Below are 7,127 nucleotides of genomic sequence, written 5' to 3' on the forward strand. Positions count from 1 at the left end.
TCCATTCGCAACGTCTGAAAGCGCGTGAAGGCATTCGATGCCTCACCACTTCCCTGCAGGATCACCGTGCTCACGCCGGGACCGCCGCCGCCATCGGCACCGCCGATGATCTGCGAGCCTGTCTGCACTTCGGCGAGGTTGAAATCCCCCGTGCCGCTGAACGTCCAGGCATCGCCGTCCATTCGCAACGTCTGAAAGCGCGTGAAGGCATTCGATGCCTCACCACTTCCCTGCAGGATCACCGTGCTCACGCCGGGACCGCCGCCGCCATCGGCACCGCCGATGATCTGCGAGCCTGTCTGCAGGATCAGCGTGTTTGCCCCATTGCCCATGGCGATCGCCAGCGGGCCGCCGGACTGCAGCAGCCCGGCATTCGTGACGGTACTCGCGCCGTTCAGCGTCCGGACAGCCGCCGCGGTCTGGCTGAAAATCCGACCGCCCGTCCGGTTTTCGATAGTCGCCGCAAAGCTCGACCCCGCAGTGTTGGAGAACACCGCGTCGGAGTCGGCGCCGGTCGCGGTGATCGTGCCGGTATTCACGAGCGAATCGTTGTTGCCTTGAAGATACGCTGTGGGACTGTTGGCGCCTGACGTCGACAAGCTGCCGCTGTTGTTGATCATCCCGCTGCCGCCGACTATGGATGCCGCGCGCGCGTTGTTGCCACTCGTCGATACCGTTCCGGTGTTGGTCAAACTGTTGTTGGCCTGACCAACATTTGTCTGCCCCCAGGCGGCGGACATGCCGTACGCGTTCGGCCCGGCGGTCGAGATGGACCCGTTGTTCACAAGCGAATTGCCGCTGCCATTGGCGGCCATGCCGTCGTTGTAGGCGCCAGTCGTGGTGATCCTGCCGGTCGCAGCGTTTGTAAGCTGATTGTTATTTGCAGTGCCCAGGAGGACCGCACCTCGATTGGTTCCCGAGCCGCCGCCGCCGGTTAGCGTAATCGCGCCGCTATTGGTGATCGTGCTCGCCCCCACGACGCTGAACGATACCGGCGAAGCCGCACGCGTGAGCGCGGCGGCCACGGTCGAGTCGATGGTGATATTGACCCCGGTCGAGCCCGTCAGCGCGGCCACCGGACCAACGCCGGTTCCGCTGCACACTACGCTCGCGCCGCCTGTTGGCGCAGTCGAACTGCACGCGGCATTCACCGACCCCGCGATCGCTCCCGAAAAAACAACAGCGCCGCAAATGCCCAAGTCGACTGCTTTCTTCATTGTCTCCGGTCTCTCAGAACGTCTAATGAGAGATAAAAATAGACTTATTTCTTTGCCTTACCAAATGTTTTAATTATTATTCGCATGTCCGCTCGGATGAACGGCAGGTGTCTCCGCACTATGCACACGCGCTATTTGGACAGGATTTCCGGGAACTTCGGGGAGAATCCAATTGCAAAGTGTCATTTTCGCGTGGTAAAAGGAGGCAGCAACGCTTTGCCGTTTGACGGCGGGTGACGCTACCAAACGGAATTACGTCTCTTCTAGGAAAATCAGCAAATGGCAACAGGTATTGTGAAGTGGTTTAACGATGCGAAGGGTTTTGGCTTCATCACGCCGGACGGCGGCGGTGACGACCTGTTCGCGCACTTCTCGGAAATCCGCACGGAAGGCTTCAAGACCCTCCAGGAAAACCAGAAAGTGAGCTACGAAGCGAAGCAAGGCCCGAAGGGTCTGCAAGCATCGAACATCCAGCCGCTGTAATTCGACGCTTCAATTCGATACAGCTAGCTTGATCGCGTGAATGAATGGCCCGCCTTGGCGGGCCATTTTTTATGGCTGTGCGCTTCCGGGTCAGGGCGCAGCGTCGATGGCGAGCGGCGCCGGCGCGATTGCCGTGACCTTTTCCGGGAACAGCCGCGGATACAGCGCCCCCGCGATGAACGCCCCGATTATCGGCGCGACCCAGAAGAGCCAGAGCTGCCCGAGCGCCGCCCCGCCTGCAAAGAGCGCAGGCCCGGTCGAGCGCGCCGGATTGACCGACGTGTTGGTCACCGGTATCGATATCAAATGGATCAGCGTCAGGCACAAGCCAATGGCGAGCGGCGCGAATCCGGAGATGGCGCGTCCGTCGGTGGTGCCCAGAATGACGAGCACGAAGAAGAACGTCATCACGACTTCGCAGATGAGGGCGGCGGTCATCGAGTAGCCGCCGGGCGAGCGTGCCCCGTAGCCGTTGCTGGCGAAGCCGCTGGCGGCGGCGTCGAACCCCGGCACGCCCGAGGCAATCAGATACAGCACGAACGCGCCAAGGGTCGCGCCGATCACCTGCACGACGATGTACGGTACCAGCTCTTTCGCCGGAAAACGGCCGGCGACTGCCAGCCCGACGCTAACTGCCGGATTCAAATGGGCGCCTGAAATATGGCCGAGTGCATAAGCCATGGTGAGCACGGTCAAACCGAATGCCAGCGATACCCCCACAAAACCGATTCCCGTTCCCGGAAACTTCGCGGCGAGAACCGCACTTCCGCATCCGCCAATTACTAGCCAAAACGTGCCAAATAACTCCGCTATGAGACGCTGTTGTAATCGCATGATGTGACATCCATTAGATCTGACGGGTTTCGAGAAGAATCGGCGCGACTGCTTTGATTCGTTTTAGTCCTCCTGACTATTTGTCTGCTATGTGACGCGGCGCATAAATACGGAATGCCGGTCACGCAATCAGTGTAGGTCAGGGATTTTAAAAATCGACCCTGCAAATGCGTCTTTCAAACATGAAAGTCGGCGGCCATGTCTTCGTCGGTGCGAGCGAGCAGCCGTCCGCTTCTGCACGCCTGAGTAAAAAGATCGAAGTCCCGTTCGACCTGATCCGCGTAGTTCTTCGAATACGACACCAGCGCTTCTGCCATCTGGCTGCCCTGGCCGAGATACGCGCTGATTTCGATTGCCTTGCCGCTCGCCTTCGCATGAGCGCGCGCCAGAATCCAGCCGCACAGACGGGCGTAGCCTTCGAGGACATCGATATCGAACAATTCGATGTTTGCCGACAGCTTCATGTCACGCAGTTGCCGGAAATAAAAGTGGCGTCCGGAGGGACCTGTGCCCCAGCCGAGGAAGATATCGCTGGCGGCCTGCATCACGCGTTGGCCGCGCACCACGCGCTCGCCGGCATGGCCCAGTGTCTCGGCTTCGAAGTGCTGTTCGATCACCGACCGGCGCGCTTCCTTGATCTGCAGGAACATCGGCTTGCCGAGTTCGTCCAGCATCAGCAATACGAGGCAACGCGTTCCGACACTGCCCACGCCCACCACCTTGAAGGCGAGATCCTGCGCGGTGAAGTGGCGCAGCAACGCGCGGCGATCATGCGTGAGGGTCTTCATATACTGCGGGAACATGCCTTTGATCACCGCTTGCCAGTTGCCGAGCGCGACCCAGTCGTCGTCTGCATCGAACAGCGTATTCGTGCCGTGGATGTGGAACATGCCGGGCGGCATGTCGCGCAGCGTCCAGTGCTCGCCATCGAATTGCGCGACCTTCTCTAGCATGCTGTCGTGCGTGCGGCTCGCCGCTTTTTCCATGCCCTTGCGCAAGATGCGCCTGCGTTCGGGGCTGACGGCGGTTTCGAGCATGCGGTCGAACGTGATGCGTTCATACCAGAGTTCGAGCGCGCTGAATTGCGCGTACTCACGCATGCGGGTCTGATATTGCGACACCACCGTTTCGACCAGTTTTTCGGCGGTCAGCCGGCTCAGGCGCATGTGGCGCGCGGCGATCATGAAGCTTGCGGCAAGCCGTTTCAGATCCCATTCCCATGGGCCAAGCGCGACTTCGTCGAAGTCGTTCAGGTCGAAGACGAGCTGGCGCTCCGGCGTGGCGAAACCGCCGAAGTTCATCAGATGCGCGTCGCCGCAAATGGGCATGACCAGGCCCGTGTTGGCGGACTGTGCGAGGTCGTTCGCCTGCAGGATCGCGCTGCCCCTGAAGAACGAAAATGGCGATGCCATCATGCGGCCATATCGAAGCGGAACAAGACGGTTCACGCGACCGTAGCTGCTTTGTTCGAGCAATTCGATGGGATCGCGATCGATCTTCCCGAGCTTGCCATGCGCGGAGCGTGGCATGTTGTCCCGATGCGCCTTGCCCGCGGCAACGCGCGACGCCGTCTTGCTTTCACCTGACATGACCGCCTCTCTTCAAACGTCCGGTGACCGATTATTTGATTGGAGCACCGTCACGTGTCACGAGTACGGCAGTCGCTTCCACGAATTCCGCGCGCAGGTTGTCACCCACCTTGATGTCTTTCAGCGGTACGTCGGGACCCACGTGCAAGGTGTCCGTCCTGTACGGGCCGCGAATCGTGATGGTCCGATGCGCCTTGTCGATCTTCTGGACTGTCGCGACGACCTGTACGCGCCGCGCCGTGGCGGTCGATCCGTTGGCTTCGGGAACGGCTGCGGTTTCATCGATCCGTTCGCGGATGCCGTCCGACTTCACCTTGGTCGCCCGCACGAGCAGTGCGTTTTCGTAGCGAATGTTCACGGTGTCGCCGAGCTTCAGCTTGCCGACATCCGCAATGTCCGGATTGACTGCGACGTTCACGATCTTTCCACTTTCGCCCTTTAACGCAACGCTGTTCGACGCGGTATCGATCCCTACTACCTGCGCCTTTGTCTCGGCAGTCGCCGCTGCACCCACGCCGTCCGGCCCCACGCTTGATGCCGCTGTTTGTGCCATGGAGGGCGCCGCGATCAAAGCGAAAACGATGATGGAAGCTCGTACAAGATGCATGCTGATTTTCGACGAAGTGTGGTGACGGGTCATGTGCAGTTCCTATGCGGTTTGAAATGTAAGCGGGCTTGTGACGATTACCGGCGAGACTTCGACAACAGATGACCGAGGCCGAGATTGGTGGCGATTTGCCAGACGTAGACGCGCGAATAACGCACGCCGAATTGCGTTTCGATCAACGACCGCAACCGCGCATTGGTCCATGCGTCGCTGTCGAAGCCGTGGGCTCTAGCCGAGCCCTGCAACGCCGCCGATATCCATTCGAGCGCGCGCTGGTCCAGTACCGAGGTGCGTCCGCCCACGCCGAGTTGCCGCAAGGCATCGAGGCCGCCTGCGTCGATGAGCGCCTTGTAGCGCCTGACCGTCGCGAGCGACAGGTGAAGCTCTTCGGCCACGCGGTCAACCGATGCGCCGTCTAGCAGCATCTGTCCCGCGGTCATCCGGCGCATTACGCTGGGCAGGTTTTCGGGCTGAGAAAGCATCTGTGCACTTGTCCTTGTCTTCAGGAATGCACGGCAGTCCGTCGCCGCTTGTTGACCGTCCCGGTTTGCCGCGGCGTCCGGGTCTCATATCGAAATAATCCTGGGATTCGTTTCGACTTAAACAATTCAAAACAAAGAGTCCTCTCGGATTTGATAATTCACGAAATAATTAATAAAACCATTCCTCGACCAATGAGACAGGTCCCAATGGAAGCCACTGTCCAAACCAATATCTGTTTTCAAACGATTTGGGGCGATCCTGTGAAAATTTTTTTGCTTGAAATTTGATCTCTATTCACCTAATGAGACTCGTCGGAAAATGTTGTGTCAGATGTTTGCTAACGTTATGGAAACGAATTCGATGTTTAATTTAAATCGTCGTGTCGTTACAAAATAATTTTGGCAAACCAGAAAACGTTTGCTAGCATCCGTTCAAATGTAGAACACTGTGGAAGACAATACCTGCCGCGAAAGGTAGGAATTATTGGACACGTTCACGTCTGTCTTGGCTCTGCGAGGACTCGTGATGGCCACTGCCCGCATCAGGCGTATTGCCTGAGGCTCATTGTCGCTACTCGTCGAGTGGCATCGATTCACTGAAATACACCAATCCCTTTTTAGAGCCGGAGGGATTCATTAGTGCGGCCGGAACTCAAGCGTTCTTCACTGAACGCTTCGGCCGACTATGCGTTTTCATAAATTGGCACATTGAGAAGATCATGGGAATTTGCGCGCCGCAATTCGTCCGGTCATTCTGCTTCAGCTTAAGTGCCGCGACATTTTCGGGCGTGGCGCTCGCACAGAGTGCGGCCGATGAAGCCAATAAAAGTAATAATCCGCTGAATCTGGCTGCGTCGTTGAATATTCAAAATTACTATACGCCGAGCGTTTTCGGTGCGAGTTCGCATACGAACGATTTTCTCTTGCGACCGACAATTCCCATTGGGCCGAATGGGTTGATTGGCGTACCGCAGATATTCCGAGCGACGCTGCCCATCAGTACCCGGCCCGATCCAGCGGGCGGCTACAACACAGGTTTGGGCGATACCAATCTATTCGACATCTTCCTGCTCTCGCAGGAGGGCATCCAGGTCGGTATCGGACCGTTGCTCACCATGCCGACGGCGACAGATCCGAGCCTTGGCAGCGGCAAGTGGCAGGCCGGGCTTGCCGCGGTCGCAGTCAGTGCGACCAAGGCGCGTTTGCTTGGCGCGCTTGTGCAATGGCAGCACTCCTTCGCCGGACAGGACAGTCGCCCGACGGTGCAATCGCTGACTGCCCAGCCGTTCGGTATCTTCAATCTGCCGGGTGGATGGTATGTGCGTTCGACGGGCACATGGACGTTCGACTTGCAGCACGGGACTTATTACATACCGGTGGGCCTGGGCGGCGGCAAAGCGTGGAAGTCCGGTACGACCATTTATAACGCGTTTATCGAGCCGCAATATTCGGTCGCGCATTCGGGGCGCGGGGTTCCGCAGTTCACCCTGTTTGCCGGTCTGAACATGACCTTTAGTAAGTAGGAATCCAAAACAAGATGACGTTCGAAAGTTTGGCGAGCAAGAGGAGCTCCCTTTGCACAAATCGTTTTTGAGGTTGTCATGAAAGTATCAAATCTAGCAATCGCAGCCGCGCTTGCCGTAGCCACTCATGCAGCGCTTGCCCAGAAACCCGCCGTTTATCCGGCGCACGGGCAAAGCCCGGCAAAGCAGTCGCAGGACGACGGCGCGTGTTACGCGTGGGCGAAGCAGAACACCGGTATTGATCCTGCCATTGTTGCAGGAACGCCCTTCCACGAACGTATCGAGCCGCGTGGTTTCTAGCGGAAACGACAAGCCCACTTTATAGATGCGCACGCCAGCGGCGTCGAGATCATCGACGGTCAGATCCAGACGGCGCAACGTTTCCATCAAGT

General features: G+C 58.3%; 7 protein-coding genes and 1 pseudogene. 2 read left to right on the forward strand and 6 right to left on the reverse strand.

The window, feature by feature from the left end:
• Nucleotides 1–1,217, reverse strand: a pseudogene (locus ACRXB1_RS26310) (autotransporter outer membrane beta-barrel domain-containing protein); the annotation flags it as partial.
• A gap of 279 nt (nucleotides 1,218–1,496) precedes the next feature.
• Here ACRXB1_RS26310 and ACRXB1_RS26315 point away from each other — a divergent pair.
• A complete protein-coding gene (locus ACRXB1_RS26315; RefSeq protein ID WP_056364527.1) occupies nucleotides 1,497–1,700 on the forward strand; it encodes a cold-shock protein in 204 nt (67 codons plus the stop codon).
• A gap of 90 nt (nucleotides 1,701–1,790) precedes the next feature.
• On the opposite strand, the gene aqpZ is transcribed toward ACRXB1_RS26315, so the two are convergent.
• The 4 genes from aqpZ to ACRXB1_RS26335 form a co-directional block, all read right to left on the reverse strand.
• The gene (aqpZ, locus tag ACRXB1_RS26320) at nucleotides 1,791–2,534 is read right to left on the reverse strand and encodes an aquaporin Z (RefSeq protein WP_062168283.1); all 744 of its coding nucleotides are present in this window, start codon (nucleotides 2,532–2,534) and stop codon (nucleotides 1,791–1,793) included.
• Nucleotides 2,535–2,710: 176 nt separating this feature from the next.
• A complete protein-coding gene (locus ACRXB1_RS26325) occupies nucleotides 2,711–4,123 on the reverse strand; it encodes a DUF2252 domain-containing protein (protein WP_062168281.1) in 1,413 nt (470 codons plus the stop codon).
• Nucleotides 4,124–4,154: 31 nt separating this feature from the next.
• Nucleotides 4,155–4,676, reverse strand: coding sequence for a hypothetical protein (locus ACRXB1_RS26330; RefSeq protein WP_375507487.1), 522 nt, complete (start codon nucleotides 4,674–4,676; stop codon nucleotides 4,155–4,157).
• A gap of 131 nt (nucleotides 4,677–4,807) precedes the next feature.
• Nucleotides 4,808–5,212, reverse strand: a complete 405-nt coding sequence (locus ACRXB1_RS26335) for a helix-turn-helix domain-containing protein (protein WP_062000569.1) — start codon at nucleotides 5,210–5,212, stop codon at nucleotides 4,808–4,810.
• A gap of 719 nt (nucleotides 5,213–5,931) precedes the next feature.
• Here ACRXB1_RS26335 and ACRXB1_RS26340 point away from each other — a divergent pair.
• Nucleotides 5,932–6,735: a hypothetical protein gene (locus tag ACRXB1_RS26340; RefSeq protein ID WP_449493703.1), complete on the forward strand. Its 804-nt coding sequence runs from the start codon at nucleotides 5,932–5,934 to the stop codon at nucleotides 6,733–6,735.
• Between the two features lie 93 nt (nucleotides 6,736–6,828).
• Here the strand turns inward: ACRXB1_RS26340 and ACRXB1_RS26345 are convergent.
• On the reverse strand, nucleotides 6,829–7,127 hold a 299-nt coding region (locus tag ACRXB1_RS26345; protein WP_449493704.1), incomplete at its 5' end, for a hypothetical protein.

It is taken from the genome of Caballeronia sp. M23-90 (genome assembly GCF_053574605.1).

Coding starts and splice junctions, on each gene's coding strand:
- ACRXB1_RS26315 (WP_056364527.1), top strand. CDS start 1,497: ATGGCAACAGGTATTGTGAAGTGGTTTAACGATGCGAAGGGTTTTGGC.
- ACRXB1_RS26335 (WP_062000569.1), bottom strand. CDS start 5,212: ATGCTTTCTCAGCCCGAAAACCTGCCCAGCGTAATGCGCCGGATGACC.
- ACRXB1_RS26340 (WP_449493703.1), top strand. CDS start 5,932: ATGGGAATTTGCGCGCCGCAATTCGTCCGGTCATTCTGCTTCAGCTTA.
- ACRXB1_RS26325 (WP_062168281.1), bottom strand. CDS start 4,123: ATGTCAGGTGAAAGCAAGACGGCGTCGCGCGTTGCCGCGGGCAAGGCG.
- ACRXB1_RS26330 (WP_375507487.1), bottom strand. CDS start 4,676: ATGGCACAAACAGCGGCATCAAGCGTGGGGCCGGACGGCGTGGGTGCA.
- aqpZ (WP_062168283.1), bottom strand. CDS start 2,534: ATGCGATTACAACAGCGTCTCATAGCGGAGTTATTTGGCACGTTTTGG.